General features: G+C 35.9%; 21 protein-coding genes. 11 read left to right on the forward strand and 10 right to left on the reverse strand.

The genetic code is table 11. The features are described from left to right. Positions 1–33: 33 nt before the first annotated feature. Entirely contained in the window at positions 34–210 is a 177-nt protein-coding gene (locus tag JHT90_RS02310; protein ID WP_201093613.1) for a hypothetical protein, read from the reverse strand. 105 nt (positions 211–315) lie between these two features. Here JHT90_RS02310 and JHT90_RS02315 point away from each other — a divergent pair, with 105 nt between their 5' ends. Beyond that, entirely contained in the window at positions 316–615 is a 300-nt protein-coding gene (locus tag JHT90_RS02315) for a helix-turn-helix domain-containing protein (protein ID WP_201093614.1), read from the forward strand. A 410-nt stretch (positions 616–1025) separates the two neighbouring features. After that, positions 1026–3623, forward strand: coding sequence for a bifunctional aconitate hydratase 2/2-methylisocitrate dehydratase (gene acnB / locus JHT90_RS02320; protein ID WP_201093615.1), 2598 nt, complete (start codon positions 1026–1028; stop codon positions 3621–3623). A 41-nt stretch (positions 3624–3664) separates the two neighbouring features. On the opposite strand, the gene JHT90_RS02325 is transcribed toward acnB, so the two are convergent. Both JHT90_RS02325 and JHT90_RS02330 read right to left on the reverse strand, forming a co-directional pair. Beyond that, a complete protein-coding gene (locus JHT90_RS02325; protein WP_236254015.1) occupies positions 3665–4483 on the reverse strand; it encodes an EamA family transporter in 819 nt (272 codons plus the stop codon). Between the two features lie 178 nt (positions 4484–4661). Next, positions 4662–5012 (reverse strand): winged helix-turn-helix transcriptional regulator, encoded by a 351-nt coding sequence (locus JHT90_RS02330; RefSeq protein ID WP_201093617.1) that lies wholly within the window; start codon positions 5010–5012, stop codon positions 4662–4664. Between the two features lie 117 nt (positions 5013–5129). On the opposite strand from JHT90_RS02330, the gene JHT90_RS02335 reads away from it, so the two are divergent. Next, complete coding sequence (locus JHT90_RS02335; protein WP_201093618.1) at positions 5130–5684, forward strand: NAD(P)H-dependent oxidoreductase; 555 nt, start codon at positions 5130–5132, stop codon at positions 5682–5684. Positions 5685–5795: 111 nt separating this feature from the next. Here the strand turns inward: JHT90_RS02335 and JHT90_RS02340 are convergent, their stop codons facing one another. From JHT90_RS02340 to JHT90_RS02350, 3 genes are all read right to left on the reverse strand, one after another. Then, positions 5796–6371 carry a hypothetical protein gene (locus JHT90_RS02340; protein WP_201093619.1) on the reverse strand — a complete coding sequence of 192 codons (576 nt, stop codon included), beginning with the start codon at positions 6369–6371 and terminating at the stop codon, positions 5796–5798. Positions 6372–6448: 77 nt separating this feature from the next. Continuing rightward, positions 6449–8710 (reverse strand): heavy metal translocating P-type ATPase, encoded by a 2262-nt coding sequence (locus JHT90_RS02345; protein ID WP_201093620.1) that lies wholly within the window; start codon positions 8708–8710, stop codon positions 6449–6451. Between the two features lie 76 nt (positions 8711–8786). Further along, complete coding sequence (locus JHT90_RS02350; protein ID WP_201093621.1) at positions 8787–8993, reverse strand: heavy-metal-associated domain-containing protein; 207 nt, start codon at positions 8991–8993, stop codon at positions 8787–8789. A 95-nt stretch (positions 8994–9088) separates the two neighbouring features. On the opposite strand from JHT90_RS02350, the gene cueR reads away from it, so the two are divergent. Further along, a complete protein-coding gene (gene cueR, locus JHT90_RS02355; RefSeq protein WP_201093622.1) occupies positions 9089–9478 on the forward strand; it encodes a Cu(I)-responsive transcriptional regulator in 390 nt (129 codons plus the stop codon). A gap of 32 nt (positions 9479–9510) precedes the next feature. Here cueR and ilvA read toward each other — a convergent pair whose 3' ends face one another. Next, complete coding sequence (gene ilvA / locus JHT90_RS02360) at positions 9511–11025, reverse strand: threonine ammonia-lyase, biosynthetic (RefSeq protein ID WP_201093623.1); 1515 nt, start codon at positions 11023–11025, stop codon at positions 9511–9513. Positions 11026–11505: 480 nt separating this feature from the next. Here ilvA and JHT90_RS02365 point away from each other — a divergent pair, with 480 nt between their 5' ends. Both JHT90_RS02365 and JHT90_RS02370 read left to right on the forward strand, forming a co-directional pair. Beyond that, positions 11506–14001, forward strand: a complete 2496-nt coding sequence (locus JHT90_RS02365; RefSeq protein ID WP_201093624.1) for an autotransporter outer membrane beta-barrel domain-containing protein — start codon at positions 11506–11508, stop codon at positions 13999–14001. Between the two features lie 159 nt (positions 14002–14160). Then, positions 14161–16686: an autotransporter outer membrane beta-barrel domain-containing protein gene (locus JHT90_RS02370; protein WP_201093625.1), complete on the forward strand. Its 2526-nt coding sequence runs from the start codon at positions 14161–14163 to the stop codon at positions 16684–16686. A 64-nt stretch (positions 16687–16750) separates the two neighbouring features. On the opposite strand, the gene JHT90_RS02375 is transcribed toward JHT90_RS02370, so the two are convergent. Then, positions 16751–17182: a DUF1289 domain-containing protein gene (locus JHT90_RS02375; protein WP_201093626.1), complete on the reverse strand. Its 432-nt coding sequence runs from the start codon at positions 17180–17182 to the stop codon at positions 16751–16753. An 86-nt stretch (positions 17183–17268) separates the two neighbouring features. Between JHT90_RS02375 and msrB the strand changes: the two genes are divergently transcribed. Continuing rightward, positions 17269–17673 (forward strand): peptide-methionine (R)-S-oxide reductase MsrB, encoded by a 405-nt coding sequence (msrB, locus tag JHT90_RS02380; RefSeq protein WP_201093628.1) that lies wholly within the window; start codon positions 17269–17271, stop codon positions 17671–17673. Further along, positions 17670–18197: an O-acetyl-ADP-ribose deacetylase gene (locus tag JHT90_RS02385; RefSeq protein WP_201093630.1), complete on the forward strand. Its 528-nt coding sequence runs from the start codon at positions 17670–17672 to the stop codon at positions 18195–18197. Before msrB ends, JHT90_RS02385 begins: the two co-directional genes overlap by 4 nt. Positions 18198–18226: 29 nt before the next feature. Here the strand turns inward: JHT90_RS02385 and JHT90_RS02390 are convergent, their stop codons facing one another. Beyond that, a complete protein-coding gene (locus tag JHT90_RS02390) occupies positions 18227–19282 on the reverse strand; it encodes an alkene reductase (RefSeq protein WP_201093632.1) in 1056 nt (351 codons plus the stop codon). Positions 19283–19381: 99 nt separating this feature from the next. Here JHT90_RS02390 and JHT90_RS02395 point away from each other — a divergent pair, with 99 nt between their 5' ends. Continuing rightward, positions 19382–20257, forward strand: coding sequence for a LysR family transcriptional regulator (locus tag JHT90_RS02395; protein WP_201093634.1), 876 nt, complete (start codon positions 19382–19384; stop codon positions 20255–20257). Positions 20258–20376: 119 nt separating this feature from the next. Next, entirely contained in the window at positions 20377–21300 is a 924-nt protein-coding gene (locus JHT90_RS02400) for a branched-chain amino acid transaminase (RefSeq protein WP_201093635.1), read from the forward strand. A gap of 140 nt (positions 21301–21440) precedes the next feature. On the opposite strand, the gene JHT90_RS02405 is transcribed toward JHT90_RS02400, so the two are convergent. Continuing rightward, positions 21441–21671: a hypothetical protein gene (locus JHT90_RS02405; RefSeq protein ID WP_201093636.1), complete on the reverse strand. Its 231-nt coding sequence runs from the start codon at positions 21669–21671 to the stop codon at positions 21441–21443. Positions 21672–21964: 293 nt separating this feature from the next. Between JHT90_RS02405 and aspS the strand changes: the two genes are divergently transcribed. Next, entirely contained in the window at positions 21965–23752 is a 1788-nt protein-coding gene (aspS, locus tag JHT90_RS02410; RefSeq protein ID WP_201093639.1) for an aspartate--tRNA ligase, read from the forward strand. Positions 23753–23889 lie beyond the last annotated feature (137 nt).

Consider the following 23889-nt stretch of genomic DNA (forward strand, 5'->3'; position numbering starts at 1 on the left):
ATTTCTTTAATAGTACTAAGTATTTTTCCCATATTATTCGTTAGAAGGTTTGTGGCACTTCATTTTTTCAAGAATTAATAGCCGCATATAGGTTCCCCCTTTTAAACCTTTGTCTTTTGCTTCTTTATCAAAGCGAAGTGCATCATCTAAAGACAAGCGTACTAAATATTCTTTATATGGTCGCTTTGCTTGTTTCAATTGAGTCGACATGACATAATTTCCTTAAGTGTTGTTAGGTTTTGTTATGTTGTAAATTATCCTATTTAATAGATTTTATTATTCATTTGAATAACAATCAAGGCAAATATATTCCTTATGAGTGTAGGGACGCGTTTAAAAGAAGAAAGATTACGTTTAAAGCTTTCTCAAGAAGAGTTTGGCCAATTAGGCGGAGTAGCGAAAATCGCTCAATTCAATTATGAGAAAAGTAAGCGTAGACCAGACATAGATTATTTAGAAAAAATTTATAAAAATGGTGTTGATATTTTGTATGTGGTTACAGGTAGAAGAGATGATTTTTCTAAAGATGAAGTAGAGTTAATTAATTTATTTAGAGAAGCCCCTCTAAAGAAGAAAATAATTATCCTCAATCTTTTATCAGAAAGTAGTGATTAGTATTTTATAGGTTTTTTGTTTAAATCATTAAAATCATACTAATAAATAATAGTTACTATATAAAAAATTAATAATAGATCAGGGAATTATTAGAAAATTTGTTGTCTATTAAGATGTCTCACTGTTTGTAGGCAAAATCATATTATTTTAAGTGTAAGGATTTTCAATAATACGAAGAAGAGTCTATTGTTATGCTTACTTAACTTTATTTGCATATTGTACTAAAATAGTAGAGATCAGGTTCTTTTGTAGCATAGAAGCTGTTTTCAAAGCGTCACGAGTATTAGCTTGGAACCCTCTTTATTCCACGTAAAACTTTGAAAGCAGCTTCCTAGAAAGGGTCTTAATGGGAAAGTTGGAAATCCTAATCATAAATTATCCAGCCTAAGAATCACAAAGAGGGTAAAACCGTGCTAGAAGCTTATCGTAAACATGTAGCCGAACGTGCTGCAATGGGAATTGTTCCTCAACCACTAACTGCTGACCAAACAGCACAGCTAGTAGAATTATTAAAAAATCCGCCAAAAGGTGAGGAAGCGTTTTTAGTAGACTTAATCAGTAATCGTGTACCACCAGGGGTGGATGAAGCAGCTTATGTAAAAGCTGGATTTTTATCAGCTATCGTTAAAGATAAAACAATTTCGCCATTAATAAATAAAGAGTTAGCTGTTAAGCTCCTAGGTAGTATGCAGGGTGGCTACAACATTGGTACTTTGGTTGAGCTTTTAGATGATAAAGAGCTTGGTGAATTAGCAGCAGAGCAATTAAAAAATACTTTATTAATGTTTGATGCATTCCATGATGTGGCTGAGAAAGCAAAAGCAGGTAACGCAAATGCTAAAGCCTTATTAGAGTCTTGGGCTAATGCAGAATGGTTTACTTCACGTAAAGCATTACCAGAAAAAGTAACTATTGCTGTATTTAAAGTACCTGGTGAGACTAATACAGATGACCTTTCACCTGCTCCTGACGCATGGTCTCGTCCTGATATTCCTTTACATGCCTTAGCCATGTTAAAAATGGCTCGTGATGGCATTGAACCTGTTCAACCAGGTAGTGTTGGCCCTTTAAAACAAATCGAAGCTGTTAAAGCTAAAGGCTATCCAGTAGCTTATGTGGGCGATGTGGTAGGTACTGGTTCTTCTCGTAAATCAGCTACTAACTCAGTGTTGTGGTATTTTGGTGAAGATATTCCTTGTGTACCTAATAAGCGTGAGGGCGGTTTCTGTTTTGGTACTAAGATTGCTCCTATTTTCTATAATACAATGGAAGATGCTGGTGCGTTACCTATTGAGTTCGATGTATCAAATCTTAATATGGGTGACTTAATTGATCTTTATCCTTACCAAGGTAAAGTAACTAAGCATGACAGTGAAGAAGTAATAGCAACTTTTGAGCTAAAAACTCCTGTATTACTAGATGAAGTACGCGCAGGTGGACGTATTCCATTGATAATTGGTCGCGGCTTAACAGAAAAAGCGCGTGCAGAATTAGGCTTAGGCCCTACAGACGTATTTAAGAAACCAGAAGTACCTGCTGATTCAGGTAAAGGTTTCTCTTTAGCACAAAAAATAGTAGGTCGTGCCTGTGGTTTAGTGGGAGTTCGTCCAGGTACTTACTGTGAGCCAAAAATGACAAGTGTAGGTTCACAAGATACAACTGGTCCTATGACCCGTGACGAGTTAAAAGATTTAGCCTGTTTAGGTTTCTCTGCTGATTTAGTGATGCAATCATTCTGTCATACAGCAGCTTATCCAAAACCAATTGATGTAACAACTCAACATACCTTACCTGATTTTATTCGTAACCGTGGTGGTATTTCATTACGTCCTGGTGACGGTATCATCCATAGTTGGTTAAATCGTATGGTATTGCCAGATACTGTAGGTACAGGTGGTGACTCTCATACTCGTTTCCCAATGGGTATTTCTTTCCCAGCAGGTTCAGGTTTAGTTGCTTTCGCTGCAGCTACTGGGGTTATGCCATTGGATATGCCAGAGTCTGTATTAGTTCGCTTTAAAGGTAAAATGCAACCTGGCATCACCTTACGTGATCTTGTACATGCCATTCCTTATTATGCAATTCAACAAGGTTTATTAACTGTTGAGAAGAAAGGTAAGAAAAATATCTTCTCTGGTCGTATCCTAGAAATCGAAGGTTTAGATCACTTAACAGTAGAGCAAGCTTTTGAACTTTCTGATGCTTCTGCTGAGCGTTCAGCAGCAGGTTGTACGATTAAACTTCCAGAGTCAGCCATTGCTGAGTACCTAAAATCAAATATCACTTTATTACGTTGGATGATTGATCAAGGTTATGGCGATGCACGTACTATTGAGCGTCGTGCTAAGAAAATGGAAGAGTGGTTAGCTAACCCAGAATTATTAGAAGCAGACAAAGATGCTGAATATGCAGCCGTGATCGAAATTGATCTCGCTGATGTTAAAGAGCCTATTCTTTGCGCACCTAATGATCCCGATGATGCTCGCCTATTATCAACAGTAGCTGGCAATAAAGTAGATGAAGTATTTATTGGCTCATGTATGACTAATATTGGTCATTTCCGCGCGGCTGGTAAATTACTAGAGAAAGTTAAACACATTCCTACTCGTTTATGGATTGTGCCACCTACCAGAATGGATCAATATCAGTTGATTGAAGAAGGTTACTATAGTATCTTCGGTCGTGTAGGTGCGCGTACAGAGGTTCCTGGTTGTTCATTATGTATGGGTAACCAAGCACGTGTTGAACCAAATAGTACCGTAGTTTCTACTTCAACCCGTAACTTCCCTAATCGTTTAGGTGATGGTGCTAATGTGTATTTATCTTCTGCTGAGTTAGCTTCTGTAGCTGCTACATTAGGTAAATTACCAACTGTAGAAGAGTATATGCAGTATGCAGATACTATTAATACAATGGCGCCAGAGATTTATCGCTATTTGAATTTTGATCAAATGACTAGTTATGTTAAAGCGGCTGAAAATGCCAAAATCGATGTAAAAATAGCCTAAATGATAAGCTACAAAAAATGGCGACTATAAAGTCGCCATTTTTATTGGGGGCGGTTAAAGAAGAAAAATAATCGATATCCAAATACATTTATACACAGACCAATCATAACAGCAATTGAACCTATAATTTCAAGGGTAGTCAGATGTTCATTTAAAAACCATGCACTACTACTCATACCTATTATGGGTACTAATAGTGAAAAAGGTGCCACAATACTGGCTGCATAACGCGACAGCATTTGCGCCCATAACCCATAGGCTAATAAAGTGGCGATAAAGCCTAAATAAAGAACAGCCAGTATTGTAGTGAGATTCATATTCAAAATAGTGGCTTTAATGGTTGTAACACCTTCAAATATTATTGAGCAGATAATTAACGGAATAACGGAAATAACGCCACCCCAAATAGTTAAGTGTAAGGTATTTACTGGCTGTAGTTTCTTAATTAAGATATTGCCTGTTGCCCATGAGAAACCAGCACACAGGGTTAATAGTAGTCCTACAAGTGTAGCATTAGCTCCAGCATCACAGCCAATAATAATCAAGCCAATCACAGCGATGGCTAAACCTAATAGGGTTTGTGGTCTAATAAATTCTTTTAATAAAAAAGCACCCATAATAATGGTAAAAAAGGCCTGAGATTGCATCACTAAAGAGGCAAGTCCAGCAGGCATACCAAAATAAATGGCAGAGAATAGAAAAGTAAATTGGCCAAAACACATCACCATTCCATAGATGATTAACCAAGAAAATTTAATTTTAGGCAATGGAAAGAAAAATGCAGGAATAATCAGGGTGGCAAATCTTAATGCTCCAAAAAGAAGAGGAGGTATAGATAATAGCCCCCATTTAGTAGCCACAAAACTAAAACCCCAAGATAAAATAACTATAAAAATTAGCATTAGATGGCGTAGGGGCATTTAATAAACCTGAATTAAATAAAAAGAAGCTGCTTAATTTACTCTTTATATTATTTTATAAAAAGCTTTTTTAAAAATATTTAGATATTTTATTAGCTTAAGTAAATAGCGAAAAATTCTAAATGTTTGGAATGGCTTTTGCCCATATTGAAATAGCTTCTAAAACAGGCTTAAAAGAGTCTCCAAATTCAGTTAATTTATAAATCACCTTGATAGGTGGTTTTTCACCATATACTTCTCTAAAAATTAAACCATCTTTTTCTAATTGTTTAAGTTGAAGGCTTAAGGTCATTTCTGTGATATTAGGCATATCTTTTTTTAGTTCACTGAATCTTTTTTCGCCATCTTTAAGGTAGTAAAGAATTACACTTTTCCACTTACCACCAATTAAATCCATAGCCATGCTAACAGAGCATGGGTACTGTTTACCATTAAAGAATATTTGACAATTATTTTTTGTAACTGACATTTTGATACCTACTATCTATTTTGATAGATATTGCCATTCATAAATAACATTATAAACTATTTATAGTAACTATAATTTTTATAGTCACTAATTTCAAATAGTATTAAGGAGAAATAAATGGCGTTAATGATACTTGCACATCCTAACTATAAACAATCGATTGCTAATAAGACTATCGCTGAAACACTGCAGAAAAGTGTAGATGATTTGGAACTACGTAATATTTATCAACTGTATCCTGACTATCAAATTGATATTGAGGCTGAACAAGCTGCATTGTTAAAGCATGATTTGATTATTCTGCAGTATCCAATGTACTGGTTTAATATGCCAGCTATTCTAAAAATCTGGTTTGATAAAGTTTTTACTTATCAATTTGCTTATGGGTCGCAAGGAGATAAGTTAAAAAATAAGAAATTACTACCTAGTTTAACAGTAGGACAACCTGAACAAAATTTTCAGAGTGATAATCATTTTTTAATAGATGACTTTATGTGTTCCCTAAAGAAGACAGCAGAGTATGCACAAATGAATTATCTAAAACCAGTGATATTGTATGATATTTCTATAGTAACAGGTCATACTGAATTAGAGATAACACAAAAAGCAAAAGCACATAGCCAAAAATTACATTTGCTTATCAAACAATATGATTCAGTTAAAAAGCATTGAAGCTATGTAGTGTAATTTAGTAATAGTTATGGCTACAAAGAAAATTATCTATGATATTTAGCCTTACCTCTATTTTAGGAGAATATTGATTTTCTAATTATTGTAATTTATTTAGTAAATATCACTTAATTTAAAGATAAGTAAACAACAGGCAGTATCAATTTTATTATATAAAAGCTCTTCTTGTTTTCGAATAGTGGCGGAATATATATATCCCTTATCAGTATTAGAAGGTTCTTTATATAATAGTTGTTGATGTTCCTCGCATAGTTTTATCAACCGCTGAATATCATCCTTAAAAGATACTTTTAAATCTGCATGGCGTAATAGTATATCAATGGTATCTAAACGATGTTGGCAAATATCTAGAAAATGTGTAATTTCAAGATCATTAATTTGATTAGTTTGAGATTGTTGAATTAGCATATTTATTTTTCTATATATATCTAGTAATTGGTCAATGCGTTCTACAATAAGTGATTTTTTTTCATGGGTAATTTTTTGTCTTTTTTCTACTACTTCAGGTATATAGACAGCCAAGAAAATAGTGGTAACTAATGTGGCTATATCAATAATATTAATGGTTTCGACTTCAGCAAGATTAAAGTATTGTGGAATAATAATACCTATCGAGATGATAATAGCGATTAACAGTAAGTATATAAAATATTTTATGACTTTATGCATAATATTAAACCCTCATTGTTAATAAATAGTGGTTTTATTACTTATAGGGATATATATGTTATACATAGCGATATATCCTAACTTAAAGAAATACGTTTGAGTCGTAAAGCATTACCTAATACAAAAATACTGGATAAAGCCATTGCTGCTGCTGCAATAGCAGGCGAGAATAAAATCCCAAAGAAAGGATAAAGAATACCCATTGCAATAGGAATTAATGCCGTGTTGTAGGCAAAAGCCCAGAAGATATTTTGGTAAATATTACGGATGGTTGCTTTAGATAAACTAATCGCTTTAACGACTCCCATTAAATCGCCAGACATCAATACTACATCTGCTGCTTCTATGGCAATATCAGTACCTGTACCAATAGCAATACCAATATTAGCTTCAGCTAGTGCAGGCGCATCATTAATACCATCACCTACAAATGCTAAGCTGCCTTGTTGTTTAAGTGCTTTAATAGTGGCTACTTTACCATCGGGTAATACTTCTGCTACCACTTGGTCAATGCCTAGTTGTTTGGCTATAGCCTGTGCGGTATGCTTGTTATCGCCTGTAATCATAGCTACTTTTAAACCTAAATTATGCAGCGATTTAATAGCGTTTGGTGTTGTTTCTTTAATAGGGTCTGCTACAGCCGCTATAGCTACTAACTGATCATTAATGGCCATATAAAAAGGAGTTTTGCCTTGTTTGGCTAGCTGTAAAATATTTTCACTAAAATGTCCTGTAGCAATACCTTGCTGTTGCATAAAATAGGCTGTACCTACTTTTACAAATTGTTGATTGATAGTAGCTTGTAAACCTTGCCCTGTAATTGTGGTAAAGTCTTCTACAGGTAATAACGGGATATTTAGCTGTTTAACATATTGAATAATAGCTTCAGCAATAGGGTGTTCTGATTTAGCTTCTAAAGAAGCTAGTAGGGAAAGAGCAGTATTTTTATCATAATTTTCGATACAGATAAAATCCGTTAATTCAGGTTTACCTTTGGTTAATGTACCTGTTTTATCTAAGGCAACTATCTGAACATCTCGCAATACTTGTAGTGCCTCACCTTTACGTATAAGAATGCCAGCTTCAGCTGCTCGCCCTGTGCCTACCATAATTGACACAGGTGTTGCTAAACCCATTGCACAAGGACAAGCAACTATAAGAACTGCGACAGCATTTACTAAAGCAAAGCTAAGCGCAGTTTCTTTGGCAAAGAATAGCCAGATAATAAAGGTAATAACAGCAAGTGCCATCACAGTAGGCACAAACCATAGAGTTACCTTATCAATAATGGCTTGGATAGGGAGCTTTGAACTTTGTGCTTGTTCAACCATACGGATAATTTGAGCTAAAACGGTATCACTGCCTACTTTGGTAGCTTTAATGGTCAAAGCACCTTTCTGATTTACCGTGCTTCCAACCACAGGATCATCTATTTGTTTTTTTACTGGGGTAGGTTCACCTGTAATCATTGACTCATCAATGTAACTATTTCCTTCAACCACCACGCCATCAACGGGAATTCGCTCACCTGGTAAAATATCAATCAGATCATTTGGCTGTACCTGTTCAATCGGTATTTCTACTAGTTGACTAGCACGATATATTCGCGCATGACTTACTTGCAGTTGCACTAATCGTTTAATAGCTTGAGATGTGCGCCCTTTTGCTTTTGCCTCCAGTAAGCGACCTATTAAAATTAAGGTAATAATAACTGCTGCCGCTTCATAATAAACGTGAACAGTACCGATAGGTAGTAATTGAGGGATAAAGGTAGCTATTACTGAATAACAATAAGCCGCTAATGTACCTACAGCTACTAAAGAGTTCATATCAGGCGCTAATCGGAGTAAAGCAGGTATTCCTTTCTTATAAAAATTAAAACCAGGAATAAGCATCACAAGGGTTGTTAAAAACCATTGGGTGTACCAGCTATTTTGTTGACCGATAGTATTGTCTACAAAGTGGTGTACAGTTGTAGAAATATGCCCACCCATTTCTAATAGAAAAACAGGTACGGTAAGACAAATAGCAACTAATAAAGCAAACTTAAGTTTATTTATATCTTGTTGTACTTGCTTACTATCATCAATGGCTGATTGGTTTTCTTTAATAACCTGTGCTTCATATCCTGCTTTGCTGACTGCAGTAGTTAATAAATCATCAGCTAAAGGTTTGGCAAGAATAATATGTGCTTTATGAGTGGCTAAATTAACTGTTGCTTCAGTAACACCATCAACTTTTTTTAAAGCTCTTTCAACACGACCAACACAGGCAGCACAACTCATACCTTGAATATTAAGATCAATTTGATGAGAATTAGATAACTTTTGCTGTGTCATAACTCACTCATAAATACAGGGTTAAAATAATAGTAACATTTTAGTTGTTTCAGCTATGTAAGACTTAAGAAGAGTTTTATATTGGTTGTGGTGTAAAGCCTGCTTGTTTAATAATTTGTTCAATATCAAATGGTTTAATAGTACTCTTAATAGATAGTTGATGTTTAGTTAAATCTATCTCAACTTGTGCATTCGGCTCTTTATTCTGTATAGCCGTAGTCAATGTTTTAACACAATGGTTACATGTCATATCAGCAATATAAAATTTAATAACAGTTGTCATAATTTACTCTCCCTCTATAAAAATGTTAGAGTAATTTTAAAGATTACCATCATGGTAAGGTCAAGTATTTTTATAATTGGAATAGTATAGTGGTTATGAATATAGGGCAGGTTGCGAGCGAGACTGGTATTTCAGCCAAAATGATCCGTTATTACGAAACAGTAGGTTTGTTAAATACTGTTCAGCGAACGGAGGCGGGGTATCGGATTTATACAGAGAATGAGGTGCAAACACTGTATTTTATACGTAGTGCTAGAGACTTAGGTTTTTCTGTGAGTGAGATTCAGGAGTTATTAGCTTTATGGCGTGATAAAAATAGGGCAAGTGAGGATGTTAAACGACTTACCCAACAACATATTAACGACTTAGAAAAAAAGGCTAAAAGTTTACAAGAAATGGCAAATACATTGCGTCATTTAGTTTGTCATTGTCAGGGTGATGATCGTCCTGACTGTCCTATTATTCAAAAGCTAGCTAGCAAATAGTCAGTGCAGACTACTTGCTAGCAATGAATTAATTAGGATAAAAATAGTTTGTAGGCATCATTATTGGTTTCATCCCAATAAGGATAACCAATGTTGTTTAGCGCTTCTTTAAATTGTTTCATTTCCTCTGGCGGTACTTGTAAGCCAGCAAATATACGGCCTTCTGCAGCACCATGATTACGGTAGTGGAACATGCTAATATTCCAACGACCTCCTAACTTATTTAAGAAGTTGAATAATGCGCCAGGACGTTCTGGAAACTCAAAACGAAATACATGCTCGTTATTAATAGCTTTATTACGACCGCCAACCAAATGGCGAATATGCAATTTGGCCAATTCATTATCAGTTAAATCCACGATTGGAAAACCTTTTTCTTGTAAGGAGGCAACCAATAGATCACGTGGATCATTTTCTGGATGGGTTTGAACTCCCACAAAAATATGTGCCTCTTTACTGCTGCTGTAACGGTAGTTAAATTCAGTAATTTGACGTTTTCCTAATGCTTCACAGAAACGTTTAAAGCTACCAGGCTCTTCTGGAATGGTCACAGCAATAATAGCTTCTCGTTTTTCACCAATTTCAGCACGTTCAGCTACATAGCGTAAACGGTCAAAATTAATGTTAGCACCTGAATCAATAGCCACTAAGGTTTGACCTTTTACGCCTGTTTCTGCACAGTATTTTTTAATGCCTGCCACACCCAATGCACCAGAAGGTTCTGTGATTGAACGGGTATTATCATAAATATCTTTTAAGGCAGCACATATTTCATCTGCTGTTACGGTAATAACATCATCCACATATTTTTTACAGATTTTAAAAGTTTCTTCACCAATTTGAGTTACTGCCACACCATCTGCAAATAAACCTACTTGGTTTAAGGTAACACGTTTACCAGCTTTCATAGCTGCTTGTAGACAGTTAGAATCACAAGGTTCAACACCAATTACTTTAATTTTAGGGCGTAAGTATTTTATATAAGCAGCTACGCCAGCAATTAATCCGCCTCCACCAACAGGCACAAAGATAGCATCTAAAGGTGCATTATGTTGACGCAGAATTTCCATGGCTATAGTGCCTTGGCCAGCAATAGTATCAGGGTCATCATAGGGATGAACAAAAGTAAAACCTTTTTCTTCCACTAATTTTAAAGCGTGGGCTAATGATTCTGGAAATGCATCTCCATGTAAAACAACACGAGCACCATAGGATTTGACAGCCAATACTTTAATTTCTGGTGTTGTTTTAGGCATTACGATAACTGCTTTAATACCTAATTTTTTGGCAGAAATAGCAACTCCTTGTGCATGATTACCTGCTGAAGCAGCGATAACACCTTTTGCCTTTTCTTCTTCAGTAAGGCGAGCAATTTTATTATATGCCCCACGAATTTTAAAAGAGAACACGGGTTGTAAATCTTCTCTTTTTAGTAGCACAGTATTAGCTAATTCTTCCGATAAATTAAGGGCTTGCTGTAATGGTGTTTCGATAGCGACATCATACACAGGTGCCGTTAGGATATTTTTAACATATTTTTCTAACATGACCGTTCCTATAGCATGTAGTGTAGTAATAAGATGCTAAGTTTAAACTATTTTAGAAAAAATGTTTTATAGAATAATAAAATTATGGGCAATACGTTGTACTAAGTGGTGTTTATCATACAAAAGTAATATTTAAAAAATGTCAATAGTTGTTATTATAAAATTACTGTCAAGTAAGTATTTATTCATAAGGGCAAGTTTTACTCGCAACAGAAATTCTTTATTTTAAGCTACTGTAAGACAACGGTTGTAGTTTTTTTTCTAATAAAGATAGGATGAGTATTTATGTTTTTAGCAAACTTAATACTAAAAGTTATCCATCGAAATTTATAATGGCATTATTCATTGTTTAGGATTGTTAATAAAACATATCACTTGTTTCTTTTACTAAAAGAAAGAGGGGATTAAGTAGCTAGGAAGTTGCTTTATAGTAGTCAGCTACTTATGTCTTTTTGTACTAATAGGAAAGGACAAAGTATTGTGGCAATCATAAATGTAACACCAAAATTTTTATCTTTTATTCTAAGTAGTTCATTTCTAAGTATTACCTGCCAAGCAACTAATTATATTGCTAATGATGGCAATCATCATGACCTGAGCAATGATAGTTACTATTCCACAAATTCTGGTTGGGGAAATGGTGCTATTGTCTCAACCAGTTCAACTGTAGCAGGTGATAATCTTTACCTTGAGTCATCACATTCTCAGTCTGTTGTAGCTTATGCTGCGCAAGGGGGAGAGATTCATCTAAGCAATAGTACTATTAATCACACATCACCTGCAGCCAGCCAGACATATGCCCTTTATTCTCAAGGAGAGCATGTAACCCATGGCTCATCTTATATTACTATCAGTAATAGTACGATTACTACAGCAAACAACTCTATTACTGCTGTCCATGCTGAACATGGTGGGAAAATACATTTAAAAGACAATACCGCCATTAGCACAGGTGGAAATTATGCGTATGGCATTCTAAGTCGAGGAACGGGTAGTAATACTGGAGATGGTTCTAAAATTACTGCGGATCAACTAACAGTCATTACTACGGGTGATAATGCATACGCTATCCATGCAGTAGACTTAGGTGAAATTGATATAGCAAATGCTAATGTATCTACTACTGGTGCTAATAGCATGGGGCTTTATGCTAGCAATGGACTTTTAAATGCTTCTAATAGCTCAATTAATACAACTGGCAGTGCAGCTCATGGCGTTTCTGCTGTAAGTACTACCGTTGAGCTTGATAAAGTAAATATCACTACCAGTGGTAATCTTGCTTATGGTGCAAGAGTAAATAATGCATCTTTGGTAGTCAAGAATTCAACTATCAACTCATCTGGAACAAGTGCTGCAGCATTGGCCAGTTTAGAAAGTAATCAAATAGATATTTCTGCCAGTCACCTTATTGCAGATGATTGGACAGCCATTTGTTTTAGTCATGGTGGTGACTCTACTTTAAATCTCACTGATGGTTCTACAGTTAATAGCAATATTGGCCAAGCTATTTTAGTAGAAGGTTCAACTACAACAGCTCAGGTAAATCTCGATAACAAAACAGTAATAAATGGCACAGCATCAGCAGCCTCAGGTAGTACCTTAGATTTATCTATTAATAATAGTTCAGTGTTAAATGGTAATACCAGTAATGTGAACCAACTTAATTTAGCTAGTTTAGGTAGATGGATTTTCGATACCAACAACTCAATAGCTGCTATGGATAACTCAGGGGGTATAGTTCAATTTAATTCCAGTTCAGTTAACCCTATTAGCCTCACTATCAAAGATTTATCAGGTGCAGGTACTTTTGTTATGAAAACAGATATAGCTAACTTAACAGGTGATTTGCTGGTAGTTACAGATAATAGTGCTGGTTCTCATAAAATCTCTATTGCTAATAATGGCACTAGTATAACGGATGGTACAGAAGTATTAACGGTAGTAGAAACCACTGATGGTATAGGTAAATTCTCACTCACTAATAGAGTTGAGGCGGGAGGCTATGAATACAGTCTACTTAAAGATGGTACAAATTGGATACTCTACAGTGGAGGCAGATTATTAACCAGTACAGCCAATGCAGCTATTGGTTTCTTTAACACGGGTTATCTGTCCAACTATATTGAAAATCAAACCTTATTACAACGATTAGGTGATTTACGTAATCAATCTGAAAAGACCAATACAGGCTTTTGGATAAGGAGTTATGGCGGTAAATTAAATTCATTTAGTGGTCAAGGAACACGTGGTTTTGATATGCCTTATGTAGGAACTCAAGGGGGTATTGATAACAAAGTTGAATTGGCTAATGCAGATTTAATAGTGGGGGGCGTATTAGGTTTTACGCGAGGTAATCCCAACTATGATGGTGGTAACGGTACCATAAAAAACTACCATCTAGGGATGTATGCTACTTATTACCATAATAATGGTATCTATGTGGATGGACTAGTCAAATATAACAATACTCATAATCATTTTAGTGTTAATGATACTGCGGGAACGAGAGTTAAAGGTACAGCTAAAACGCAAGGTTATTCTGTTTCACTAGAAGCGGGTAAGCGTTTTATGGCTCAACCAAAGCTAGGAATCTATATAGAACCCCAAGTTCAAGTTACCTATGCCTATCAAAACGGTGATCGTATGCATGCTAGCAATGGACTCAAAGTAGACCTTAAAAACTACAACTCCACACAAGGTAGAGCAGGTGTTAATTTGGGTTATCAGAGCATGGGGAAATCACCCATTAATATTTATTTGAAAGGTAATTTTACGCGAGAAATGGATGGTCGTACGGCTTATAAATTAAATGGCAGTAAGCATAAATATAGTCTTAGAAGTAATTGGAAGAGTGGTGGTATAGGAGGCAGTATCAACCTAAACAAAAATCATAATATTTATGCAGATGCAGAATATACAAAAGGGGGACGGTTTAATCAACGGCAGCTTAACTTAGGTTATAGCTATCGAATTTAGCAAAGCTTAATTTTCTTATCTGGGTCGTTTAAAGGTATTAAATAAGGCTTCTATATTTTTAACTTGATAAGAATATTTGTTCATTTGATTAATAATTTAGAGAGTCATTATGTCAGCTATTTATGACTTTTTTAAAAAGAGACGTAAGGATAAATTCTTATGAAAGATATAAATAAGAAGTTTGTAATTTCCACCCTTGCTATAAATATTGTATTGATTAATAGCTTATGTTTTGCAACAAATCATATTGCAGATGATGGTAATACCCACATACTAGATACTAACAGTTATTTAGCTACTAATGCAGGTACCTATAATTCTGCATTGGTTTCAGACTGCTCAGAAATCAATGGTTCAAATTTGAGTTTGACTACTGAACACCATCAAGCTGCGGCTGCTTATGTAGCAAATGGTGGTAAAATTACTTTATCAGACAGTACTATTTTTGTTAATGCAGCTATACCTGTGACATCTGCTGCTGTGGCAGATCATACGCATGGTATTTGGGCAACAGGTAGTGATGTTAATGGCGTATCAACAGTGCTTGTTGAAAAAACCGATATTATTGTGCAAAGTGCTCGTAATCATGGGGTATTTGCCCAGAATGGTGGCTATGTTGAATTAAAAGATGTCAATATAAACACCTTAGCATATGGCACAAATGCTCTTTTTGCTCAAGGAAAAGACAGTACTAGTGGCGCTATGGCTACAATTATAGCTGATAACGTTAACATAGAGACAGAGCAAAGCACAGGCTATGGTGCTGAAATAAGAGACAATGCTCAAATGTCGATGAGTAATGCTCAGATTACTACTAAAGGTACAAGTGCATCAGGAGTAATTGTTCAAGTTAATTCAAATGCCAATATTACTAATACAAGTATTAAAACAAGTGGTAATAATGCGCAAGGGGTTTCTTTACTGACTAATTCAGAAATGGCTTTAGATCAAGTAACTATTGAAACATCAGGAACCAACTCCCATGCGGTTTCGATTAGAAACTCAAGTAATATGTTAATTAATAATTCAAAAATTCAAGCCGCTGGATCTGGTGCTCACGCACTTAGACTTGAAGGACAGAATGTAAATGTTGATGTAGTAAATAGTGCTTTATTAGCAGAAAATCATACTGGAATTATCGTATCAGGGAAAAATAATGTTATCAATTTTGATAACTCAACTATTAACAGTGGCACAGGCGTAATCCTTGAAACCACAGGTGATGGCGAGGCCTATTTTAATTTACATAATGGTACGATGATTAACGGTATTATTAAATCAGCAACAGTCGATACAGATAAAATTTATTTAGCCATACATAATAATTCTATCTATACAGGTAACACGGAAAATGTTAATGAAATTAATCTCACCACATCAGGCAAATGGATATTTGATCAAGATAATACAATAGGTTCTATGGATAATACAGGTGGTATAGTTCAGTTTGATTCCAGTACATACTCAGCTCCCTTAACATTAACTACCAATAATCTATCAGGCGCAGGTAATTTTATAATGCAAGCTGATATCGCTAACTTGGTGGGTGATTTATTGGTAGTGAATGACAGTAGTGCTGGTTCACATACGCTCTTCATTGCCAATGATGGAGCCAGTGCCACTAATGGTACAGAAGAGCTTGTGGTAGTACAAACCCCTGATGGTGCCAGCGATTTTGCATTGGCTAATGATGTTGAAGCAGGTGGCTATCGTTATAGAATCATTAAAGATGGAAACAACTGGAAGCTCTATAGTGCAGGCAGATTATTAACTACTTCTGCAAGCGCAGGTGTTGGATTCTTTAATACGGGGTATCTTTCTAACTATATTGAAAACCAAACCTTATTACAAAGACTAGGTGATTTACGGAACCAGCCTGAAAAGACTAATACAGGATTTTGGATAAGAGGCTATGGTGGTAAACTAAATTCATTTAGTGGGCAAGGCGCACTTGGTTTTGATATGGCCTATGCAGGTACCCAAGGTGGTATTGATGGCAAAGTAGAGTTAACCAATGCTGACTTAATAGTAGGTGGTGTAGTAGGTTTTACTAGAGGTAATCCTAACTATGAGGGAGGGAGTGGCACTTTAAAAAACTATCATGCAGGTGTCTATGCAACTTATTATCATGACAATGGTATCTATGTTGACGGACTAGCTAAATATAATAATACCCGTAATCACTTTAGTGTTAACGATACAGCAGGAACAAGAGTTAAAGGCACAGGTAAAACTCAAGGTTACGCTGTTTCACTAGAAGTAGGTAAACGTTTTATGCTTAGCCAAGCCAAGCAAGGTGTATATTTAGAGCCGCAAATTCAAGCAACCTATGGCTATCAATACAGTGATCAAATTCATGCTAGTAATGGCCTTAAAGTAGATCTTAAAAACTACAATACCACCCAAGGTAGAGCAGGTCTTAATCTAGGTTATCAAAGTGTTGGTAAAGCTCCTGTTAATATTTATTTGAAAGGTAATTTTACCCGTGAAATGGATGGTCGTACCGCTTATAAATTAAATGGCAATAAGCATAAATATAGTTTTAAAAGTAATTGGCGAAGCGGTGGTATTGGAGGCAGCCTCAACTTAAAGCAAAATCACAATATTTACGCAGATGTGGAATATGCTAAAGGGGGGCGATTTAATCAACGACAACTTAACTTAGGGTATAGCTATAGAATTTAGTTGTGTATAAGTGCTTATTGATTTGGTGAAAGCTAAATCAATAAGTATCTCTAATAAAGGGATATTAAATATTATATTGCTTCTCTGAAATTTCAAAGAATTCACTATCAATCTGTTCACGTAATTGCCACAAAGGTACTTGATCATAAGGGGCAATTAAACAAATACCATAAGCGTCAATATTTTTAATAAGACGTGAGCCTTTTAGCAATAAGTGATAAGCCCAATAGTAACTAGATTGGTTAGCGCGAAAACGAATATTGTGCTTTATTAATTTTTCTTTTAAGAGTTGTTGGTCTGTAATAATTAATTTATCTTTCATTACTTGTTCAAGTAGTTTTTCTAAACGAAGCCACACAGATTGCTGTTGTTCTTCATTATAGGTATTCCAGTCAATTATCTCATAATCATAGCGTTTACAGCCACGACATACGGTATCACCATACACGGTGGAACAAAGACCAACACAAGGAGTTTTTAAAACATGATTAGACATAAGTTAAGTTTAATTAAATAAGTTTTCAGAATATCATTAATACTTGATAATTTTACTAAGTTACTGACTAAGGAATTATAAACCTTATGACTAAAAAACCAAAAACTTTAGAAGAATGGCAAGCACAATTAACACCTGAACAATTTGCAGTATGCCGCATGCAAGGTACAGAACATCCGTTTTCTGGTAAATATTTTAAAGTACCAGAAAATCCTGGTGTTTATCATTGTGTTGCCTGTGATAATCCTTTATTTGAAACGGCTACTCAGTTTGAAGCAGGTTGTGGTTGGCCAAGTTTCTATCAGCCTATTAGACCTGATGCAGTAGAAGAAAGAGAGGACTTTAGCCATCATATGCATCGTATTGAAGTGGTTTGTAGCGAATGCCAATCTCATTTAGGCCATGTTTTTCCAGATGGGCCTCCGCCTACAGGATTGCGTTATTGCATTAACTCAGTAGCACTAAAATTGATTGAGACTGAAAAGAAATGACAGTAAGACTGGCGGCTGTTCAAGATGATATTACTACTTTACAAGTCGATGCTATTGTTAATACAGCCAATAGTTCTTTACTGGGTGGTGGCGGAGTAGATGGTGCAATCCATAGAGCAGCAGGTAAAGAGTTGCTACATGAGTGCCGCTTACTGGGTGGTTGTAAAACAGGACAGGCTAAAATCACTAAAGGTTATAATTTACCTGCTCAATATATTATTCATACCGTGGGGCCTGTATGGCAAGGTGGCCAACATAATGAAGCTGAATTGTTAGCCAGTTGTTATAGAAATAGTCTACAGATAGCTTTGGATAATAAGTTAGAAAGTGTAGCTTTTCCTTGTATTAGTACAGGTATTTATCATTATCCAAAATTACAGGCAGCAGAAATAGCCGTGCATACTGTTAAAGAGTTTTTAAAAAATAATAATACTTTACAATGTGTTATATTTTGTTGTTTTGGTGAAGAAGATTATTTAATTTACCAAAAGTTACTGGATAATCCTACTCCTCTAACTCTATAGTATTTTAAAGTTAGAGGAGTTTTTGCTTGTTATCCTAAGGTTGGATAATCAATGTAACCCTCAGCGCCACCGCTGTAGAAAGTATCTTTGTCTGGTGTATTTAAAGCTGCATTCTGTTTAAAGCGTTCTGGTAAATCAGGATTGGCTAAGAAAGCACTACCGAATACCACCGCATCTGCTTGATTGTTAGCGATATAATTTTGAGCCGTTTCTTTGGTTAAACCAGAGCCTATTAAATAAGCATTATCAAATAATGGCTTTAGTAAACCATGATAATCTACAGGTGTACCAAAAAGAGCTACATGCAAATAAGCAAGATTAAGTGGATTAATTTGCTTAACTAAATAACTGTAGGTTTGTTGTGGATTATCATCATGGATATCATTAAAGTTCATTTCAGGTGATATTTTAATACCTACACGATTACTGCCTGCTTCTGCAATCATTGCTTGTAATGTTTCTATAACAAAGCGACAACGATTTTCTACAGAACCACCATAATTATCTTGGCGTTGATTACTGCCAGATGATAAAAACTGTTCTGCCAAATAGCCTGAGGCTGCATGTAATTCAACACCATCAAAACCTGCTTGTAAGGCTAACTTGGTAGCTTGGCGATATTCATTAATAACCTGTTTTATTTCCGTCTCTGTCAGTTCATGGGGCGTTACAAAATCTTGCAAGCCTGCATCTGTCCAACTTTGCCCTGCTGGTTTAATGGCTGATGGAGCCACAGGTGTTGCTTTATTAGGTAACAATGAAGGGTGTGAAATGCGGCCACAATGATTAATTTGCATAAATATAAGGCCACCTTTGGCATGTACAACATCTGTAACCTTTTTCCAAGCAGCTACCTGCTGTTCATTACAAATACCAGGACTACGAATGTAGCCTTTACCCATTGCTGAAGGGTATACACATTCACTGATAATTAAACCAGCCGAAGCTCTTTGTGCATAATAGGTAGTTACTAAGTCTGTAGGTACACCGTTATTATCTGCTCGTGCACGTGTCATAGGAGCCATTACTAATCTATTTTTTAGATTATAAGGTCCAATTTTTACCGTATTAAATAAAGAATTCATAATATTCTCCTAAGGTTAATTGCAACTACTGTAGTTTATTTTTAAATTGGAATAAATAGGCTAAAATAGAAATGATTGATCCATATATGGAGCATTGTAATGGAACGTTTAGCAAATATAGGGTTATTTGTTGAGGTGGTTAAAGCTAAAGGGTTTAGGCGAGCTGCTGAGGTGTTAGGAATACCGAACTCCACCTTATCACGCAAAATCGCTGAATTAGAGCAAGACATTGGATTACGTTTATTACATCGTACAACCCGTAAAATAGAGCTGACGGAAGCAGGACGTAACTATTTTGAGCGCTGTAAAAATATTATGGCAGATGTACAGTCAGCTCATGAACAATTAGCGGATATGAGCCAAAGACCTAGTGGCAAGCTCAGGGTTTCACTTCCTACCGACTTTGCTAGTAATTACCTAGTACCGATTATTGTAAATTTTGCTAATAAATATCCAGAAATTAGTTTTGACTTTGAGTTAACACCAAGAAAAGCAGATTTAGTTTCTGAGCCTTTAGATATGGCTATTCGTATAGGTCATCTACCAGATTCAAATTTAATTGCAAGACAAGTGGCTAGCTTACCTATGGGATTATATGCTTCGCCTGATTATTTAAAACGGGCAGGTGAGCCTTTACATCCTAAAGAGTTGAGTTTACATGATTGTATTTGCATGACAGCTAAAGCAAATAGCCATATATGGGTATTACAGCGTAAACAAGAAAAACTAGAAGTCAGAGTTGGTGGCCGTTTTACACTAAATAGTGTTGGTATGTCTTGTAGGCTAGCTGCTTTAAATATGGGTATTGCTTTATTAGCAGAAGAAGTTGTACGAGCAGATTTATTAGCAGGAAATTTAAAACAAATATTACCTGAATGGAAATTGGCGCCATCCCCTGTTTATGTGGTTACTGAAACACGTCTTTTACCCGCCAAAGTTCAATGTTTTATTGATTATTTGACGAGTCGATTGTAATTAAATGCTTTTATTATAGGTAGCTTATTATTAATATGGAGTTGTTTTATAGAACTATTTGATTTAATAATCTCTAATAGAAATATATTCTTGATATTTATTACTAGGAGAACAATAAAATGTCGATGGCAGATAGAGATGGACTTATCTGGTATAACAATAAGTTAGTTGACTGGCGCGATGCACAGACCCATGTGCTGACTCACACATTACATTATGGTATGGGTGTTTTTGAAGGTGTACGTGCTTATCAAACGGCTAACGGACCAGCAATTTTTCGCTTACATGATCATACAAATCGTTTTTTTAATTCTGCTCATATTGTCAGAATGAAACTGCCATTTGATAAAGACATTATTAATCAAGCACATATTGATGTGGTAAAAGCCAACAAATTGCAATCTTGCTATTTCCGTCCAATGGCTTTTTATGGTTCAGAAAAGTTAGGGGTAGCCCCTGCCGTTAATGATGTAAATGTAATTGTTGCTGCTTGGGCTTGGGGTGCGTATTTGGGTGAAGAAGGAATGCAAAAAGGTATTCGCATTAGAACCAGTTCTTTTACCCGACATCATGTAAATATAACCATGTGCAAGGCCAAAGCGAATGGTAACTATCTAAATTCCATTATGGCTAATATGGAAGCAACCAGTGATGGTTATGATGAAGCCTTATTGTTAGATGCGAGTGGTTATGTAGCCGAAGGCTCAGGTGAAAATATATTTATTGTACGAAATGGTAAGCTTTATACACCAGATGCAACCGTAGCATTGGAGGGCATTACCCGTGATACAGTAATGACTATTGCGAGTGATATGGGATTACAAGTTATTGAAAAACGTATTACCCGTGATGAAGTTTATTGTGCTGATGAGGCTTTCTTTACAGGTACTGCCGCAGAAGTAACACCAATTCGAGAGCTAGATCAACGGCAACTTGGGCAAGGTTCAAGAGGACCTATTACTAAAGAAATCCAACAACGCTTTTTTGATATTGTAAGTGGTAAAAATAGCAAATATGAGCATTGGCTTACTTATGTGAAATAATTGTGTATATAGGGCAGTATCTATAACTGCCCTATATTTTCATAGTTAAATCAACTATTCAAATTTTTCTTTAAATAATTGATATCGCCATTTTCTTAAGACTTTAATAACTATCCTGTCTGTGCGTTTAGATAGTAAACCTATAGGTGAATATTCGCAGCTGCAATACCATGCCCATAGAGCCTATGAAAATTCTGGTAGAAGTTGGTTTCTGGGAGGCCTATTAGTCGAGTACTAAAATCAACAACAATACCTATACCATCCAGATCAGGAACTAATCCTGCTAAACACACTATTGCTTTATCACGGTTATTTTTTAGACTAGGTTCAAAGCAAGCCCAACCAACTAAAAAATGAGTAATAGGACTCATAAAAATTATTCCTTTAAAAGTTGTGTACCATAATATGTTTTTGGTGAAGATAAGCAAAGAGATTTGCTCAATAAGGGAGTGGGGTAATGACTTTTCATCGTAAGGTCTATAATCCTGACCATAAAAAGGTATATAATTACTCGTTTATAATTATTTTTAGTTTAAGTTATCCTTTTTAGCAGATTTTATGCTGTAAAATAAGCGATAACAACAGGATATTATTATTTGAGTGGTTTATTCTCAGGTAATCAACATATTAGAATCTATAGTTAATTAAAGAGAAGCGAAAGTTTATGATGCGCAGTCACTATTGCGGGCAATTAAATAAGAGTTTAGAAGGCCAAGAAGTTACTATTTGTGGTTGGGTTCACCGTCGCCGTGATCATGGTGGGGTGATTTTCTTTGACGTGCGTGATCGTGAAGGTCTAGCTCAGGTGGTATTTGACCCTGATCGTGAAGAAACTTTTGCTAAGGCTGACCGTGTACGTAATGAATATGTAGTGAAAGTAACTGGTAAAGTACGCCCACGTCCAGCAGGTACTGTGAATACTAATCTTGCTTCAGGTGAAATTGAGATTTTAGGCTATGAGCTAGAAGTGCTTAATGCCGCTGAAACACCTCCATTTGTATTGGACGATTATTCAGAAGTAAGTGAAGAAACACGTTTACGCTATCGTTTCTTAGATTTACGTCGTCCAGAAATGGCTAATAAGTTAAAACTACGTGCAAGTATTACTTCTAGTATTCGTCGTTATTTAGACGAACATGGTTTTTTAGATATTGAAACGCCTATTTTAACTCGTGCTACACCAGAAGGTGCGCGTGACTATTTAGTGCCTAGCCGTACCCATCAAGGTCATTTCTTTGCGTTACCGCAATCGCCACAGTTATTTAAACAATTATTGATGGTGGCTGGTTTTGATCGTTATTATCAAGTAGCTAAGTGTTTCCGTGATGAAGACTTAAGGGCAGATCGTCAACCAGAATTTACGCAGATTGATATTGAGACTAGCTTTCTAGATGAAAACGATATCATGCAAATTACTGAGGGTATGATCCGTAAACTCTTTAAAGAAGTATTAAATATAGAGTTCGCTGAATTACCACGAATGACTTATGCAGAAGCTATGCGTCGCTATGGTTCAGATAAGCCAGATTTACGTAATCCTTTAGAGTTAGTAGATGTTGCTGATCAATTAAAGGATGTAGAGTTTAAAGTATTTGCTGGCCCTGCTAATGATCCTAAAGCGCGAGTAACTGCTTTACGTGTACCAAACGGTGCTAGTATGCCTCGCAGTCGTATTGATGAGTACACTAAGTTTGTAGGCATTTATGGCGCGAAAGGTTTAGCTTATATTAAGGTTAATGAGCGTGCAAAAGGAGCTGAAGGCTTACAATCGCCTATTGTGAAGAATATCCCAATAGAGAACTTAAACAATATTCTAGATCGTGTTGGTGCGGTTGATGGTGATATTGTATTCTTTGGTGCAGATAAAGCAAAAATTGTAAGTGATGCTTTAGGTGCATTACGGGTGCGTTTAGGTGAGGATTTAGACCTATTAACCTGTAAGTGGGCGCCAATGTGGGTGATTGATTTCCCAATGTTTGAAGAAAATGATGATGGCAGTGTTAGCGCTTTACACCATCCATTTACTGCACCAAGTTGCAGTGCCGAAGAGTTAGAAGCTAATCCTTTAGCTGCCCTGTCTAGAGCTTATGATATGGTGCTAAATGGTGTTGAGCTAGGTGGTGGTTCTATTCGTATCCATAATAAGGAAATGCAACAATCTGTATTCCGTGTATTAGGAATTAGTGAAGAAGAGCAACAAGAGAAATTTGGCTTCTTATTAGATGCATTAAAATATGGTGCGCCTCCACATGGCGGTTTAGCGTTTGGTCTAGATCGTTTAGTGATGTTAATGACTGACTCTAGTTCGATTCGCGAAGTGATAGCCTTCCCTAAAACCCAAAGTGCGGCTGATTTAATGACTGATGCACCAGGTTTAGTAGATGCGAAAGCCTTACGTGAGTTACATATTCGCTTACGTGAGCAACCAAAGCCAGAAGGGCAAACTAATTAAGAGCCTACCTCATTAGGCTATTTTATTTGTCATTTTGAACGAGAGCAGTGCTCAAAATCCTCACATACTAAGTGTATGCTGCGGTTTTTCCGCGCTGTTCCTGTACAAACTGACTGCAACAATTGCGCCTACTGCGA

It is taken from the genome of Entomomonas asaccharolytica, assembly GCF_016653615.1.
GTDB classification, from domain to species: domain Bacteria; phylum Pseudomonadota; class Gammaproteobacteria; order Pseudomonadales; family Pseudomonadaceae; genus Entomomonas; species Entomomonas asaccharolytica.

What these genes read in the sequence shown, in the direction of transcription:
- JHT90_RS02310 (WP_201093613.1), bottom strand. Translation starts at nt 210, where the DNA reads ATGTCGACTCAATTGAAACAAGCAAAGCGACCATATAAAGAATATTTA.
- JHT90_RS02315 (WP_201093614.1), top strand. Translation starts at nt 316, where the DNA reads ATGAGTGTAGGGACGCGTTTAAAAGAAGAAAGATTACGTTTAAAGCTT.
- JHT90_RS02330 (WP_201093617.1), bottom strand. Translation starts at nt 5,012, where the DNA reads ATGTCAGTTACAAAAAATAATTGTCAAATATTCTTTAATGGTAAACAG.
- JHT90_RS02335 (WP_201093618.1), top strand. Translation starts at nt 5,130, where the DNA reads ATGGCGTTAATGATACTTGCACATCCTAACTATAAACAATCGATTGCT.
- JHT90_RS02340 (WP_201093619.1), bottom strand. Translation starts at nt 6,371, where the DNA reads ATGCATAAAGTCATAAAATATTTTATATACTTACTGTTAATCGCTATT.
- JHT90_RS02345 (WP_201093620.1), bottom strand. Translation starts at nt 8,710, where the DNA reads ATGACACAGCAAAAGTTATCTAATTCTCATCAAATTGATCTTAATATT.
- JHT90_RS02350 (WP_201093621.1), bottom strand. Translation starts at nt 8,993, where the DNA reads ATGACAACTGTTATTAAATTTTATATTGCTGATATGACATGTAACCAT.
- cueR (WP_201093622.1), top strand. Translation starts at nt 9,089, where the DNA reads ATGAATATAGGGCAGGTTGCGAGCGAGACTGGTATTTCAGCCAAAATG.
- ilvA (WP_201093623.1), bottom strand. Translation starts at nt 11,025, where the DNA reads ATGTTAGAAAAATATGTTAAAAATATCCTAACGGCACCTGTGTATGAT.
- JHT90_RS02370 (WP_201093625.1), top strand. Translation starts at nt 14,161, where the DNA reads ATGAAAGATATAAATAAGAAGTTTGTAATTTCCACCCTTGCTATAAAT.
- JHT90_RS02375 (WP_201093626.1), bottom strand. Translation starts at nt 17,182, where the DNA reads ATGTCTAATCATGTTTTAAAAACTCCTTGTGTTGGTCTTTGTTCCACC.
- msrB (WP_201093628.1), top strand. Translation starts at nt 17,269, where the DNA reads ATGACTAAAAAACCAAAAACTTTAGAAGAATGGCAAGCACAATTAACA.
- JHT90_RS02385 (WP_201093630.1), top strand. Translation starts at nt 17,670, where the DNA reads ATGACAGTAAGACTGGCGGCTGTTCAAGATGATATTACTACTTTACAA.
- JHT90_RS02390 (WP_201093632.1), bottom strand. Translation starts at nt 19,282, where the DNA reads ATGAATTCTTTATTTAATACGGTAAAAATTGGACCTTATAATCTAAAA.
- JHT90_RS02395 (WP_201093634.1), top strand. Translation starts at nt 19,382, where the DNA reads ATGGAACGTTTAGCAAATATAGGGTTATTTGTTGAGGTGGTTAAAGCT.
- JHT90_RS02400 (WP_201093635.1), top strand. Translation starts at nt 20,377, where the DNA reads ATGTCGATGGCAGATAGAGATGGACTTATCTGGTATAACAATAAGTTA.
- JHT90_RS02405 (WP_201093636.1), bottom strand. Translation starts at nt 21,671, where the DNA reads ATGAGTCCTATTACTCATTTTTTAGTTGGTTGGGCTTGCTTTGAACCT.
- aspS (WP_201093639.1), top strand. Translation starts at nt 21,965, where the DNA reads ATGATGCGCAGTCACTATTGCGGGCAATTAAATAAGAGTTTAGAAGGC.